At 37.8% G+C, this 2,493-nt stretch carries 1 protein-coding gene; it reads left to right on the forward strand.

Going from position 1 to position 2,493, the window contains the following annotated elements; genetic code table 11:
* Positions 1-769: 769 nt before the first annotated feature.
* Positions 770-2,305: a sulfatase family protein gene (locus tag HHU12_RS33485; protein ID WP_169661075.1), complete on the forward strand. Its 1,536-nt coding sequence runs from the start codon at positions 770-772 to the stop codon at positions 2,303-2,305.
* Positions 2,306-2,493 lie beyond the last annotated feature (188 nt).

Here is a 2,493-nt window from a genome sequence, read left to right on the forward strand (position 1 = left end):
TTTACCCTAGTTTTAAAAAGCAATTTACCATCTTAGATAAATACAACACTATAAATCTAAGGTTTTGTCTTAACACAAAAACGAAGCAAAAAAGTCAAGGCTTTGAACGCAAAAGCTAAATTCCATTCCTCTCGCCTAAATGATTTTAAACTCGCTAAAGCTCAAACAAAAAAATCATTTTTAACGGCTCAATTCATGAAATTCTTAACGCTTTTCCCTTCAAGGCCAGGGGAGCACTACCCAATGAATAGAGTAGAATGCCCACTGGCACCAATGTTAAGCGTTAGCGTCATTCGTGTCCTTCAGATCATCAGAAATCTCCTAATTTCTAAACACAATAAATAACGAGAATTTAGTTTACAATGTAATAAGTCAAAAATAATAGGCAATAGTTGATCAATGAGATGTCTTCCCAAAAGCCCATAATTTCAATTATGGGTCTAAGAAACAGAAGTTCATAATTGTTTGTAGTCTGTGATATGGTTGTTATGGTGATTCGTCAGCCACAAGGCATTGTGGCTCCACAAAAAGATATCACCTGTAGAACCGAAATGCTTAACACGAACCATTTTTCTTAACTCTTAATTCTAACCTCTTCCCTTAATACTTCCTCTCATTCACATCCAAGAACGATTTGTGTTATTTTATGGGTAAAATGATGATTTTTTGGTGGTTAAAATAAATAAAAGTATAAGGTTGGACGTTTATTTTGTAACTAGACTTTTTAAGCGTGTTGCAAACATGCCCTTACTTAATGTGATGAAAAGAAATGAAACTTTATCAACGACTACTCGGACTTTTACTACTGATATTACTAGGATGTGATGCTACTTATCAGAAAAATACTGATACAGTCAGAAGCAAACCGAATATACTCTGGATTTTTGTAGAAGACCTCTCGCCCTATATGGGTTGCTACGGTGACACCATCAATAAAAACCACACCCCGGTATTAGATCAACTCGCTGAAGAAGGTGTACTTTTTGAACGTGCTTATGCTACCGCTCCTGTATGTTCTGCCTCAAGGTCGGCAATGATTACAGGTAAAATGCAAACGACTACGGGCACTCATCAACACAGAAGCAGTAGAACTACAGACGGTGAGGTAGTGCCTGAAGAATTGAGGATTTACCTACCTGATTACATCAAAAAAACGGTACCTGAACTTATGCGTGAAGCAGGTTATTTTACGTTCAATAGCGGTAAAGATGACTATAATTTTCATTATGATAGAAATGTTCTTTATACCGTAGGTACTGCAGATCATTACAAAGCGGGAATGAACGGCTGGCAAGGCAATAAATCAAGGCATTATATGTCGCTGACTGAAGATACTTGGAATGCACGTAAGGATAAAAATCAACCCTGGTTTGGTCAAATTGAGCTGAAAGGTGGTAAAACTAAAGGAACTGAACACATCAGAAAAGGTGAAATCCTGGGTATGAACGATGTACCTTTACCTCCTTACTTTCCTGAAATTGCTAGCCAGAAAAAGGCTTGGGTAAAACATTATAATGCCATCCGAAGCACTGATGTTGAAGTGGGTAATATATTGCGTCAGCTTGAAAAAGATGGAGAGCTTGAGAATACCATCATCTTCTTTTTCTCTGATCATGGCAGTAATACCTCATTGCGTCACAAACAGTTCTGTTATGAAGGTGGAGTACATATCCCTTTGATTATCAAAGGCAATCATCCTTATTTAAATGCAAAAGTCCGTAGAAATGAACTGGTTTCTACACTTGATATTTCAGCTACAACCCTAGCTATGGGCGAGGTCAAAATCCCCGACTATTTTGATGGTCAGAACCTATTTGATGATAAAAATAGAGCAAGGAAATATGTAGTCAGTGCCCGCGACCGCTGTGATTTTACCATAGATAGAATCCGTTCTTTAAGAACCAACCGATACCGCTATATCCGCAACTTCTTCCCTGAGCGACCTATGATGCAAGCCGGTTATCGTGACCGTCAACCCATGGTAAAAGATATGCACCGCCTTCATCAAGAAGGAAAACTAACTGCATATCAAGAAAAGCATTGGTTTGGTGAACGCCCTACTGAGGAACTCTATGATTTAGAAAATGATCCCCACCAACTGTACAACCTCGCTACTATAAATGACTTCAATGATATTCTTCTCAAACACAGAACTCTACTCAATTCATGGATCAAAAAATCAGGGGATAGAGGTGAACTGCCTGAAGATACAGTCCAACTAAAAGCCACTTTTGAGCTTTGGAAAAATAGAGCTGTATTTAAAAATGCGGACGTGAACCCTGAATATGGGCAGTTTTTGGAGTAATTGAAGCTTAAACGAGATGAGTTCTCTATACCAGAATTAGTGAATCTATTCACCAAGATTCCTTCCCATAATATTAACAAAAAACCTCGCTTTCTTTTCAAAAGCGAGGTTTTTTGGTTGGTCTCCTTATCAATTGCTACTGAATGATCAGTTTTTTATTTGTTATACCTGATTCAGATGCTATACTA

The organism is Flammeovirga aprica JL-4, assembly GCF_012844305.1.
GTDB lineage: Bacteria > Bacteroidota > Bacteroidia > Cytophagales > Flammeovirgaceae > Flammeovirga > Flammeovirga aprica.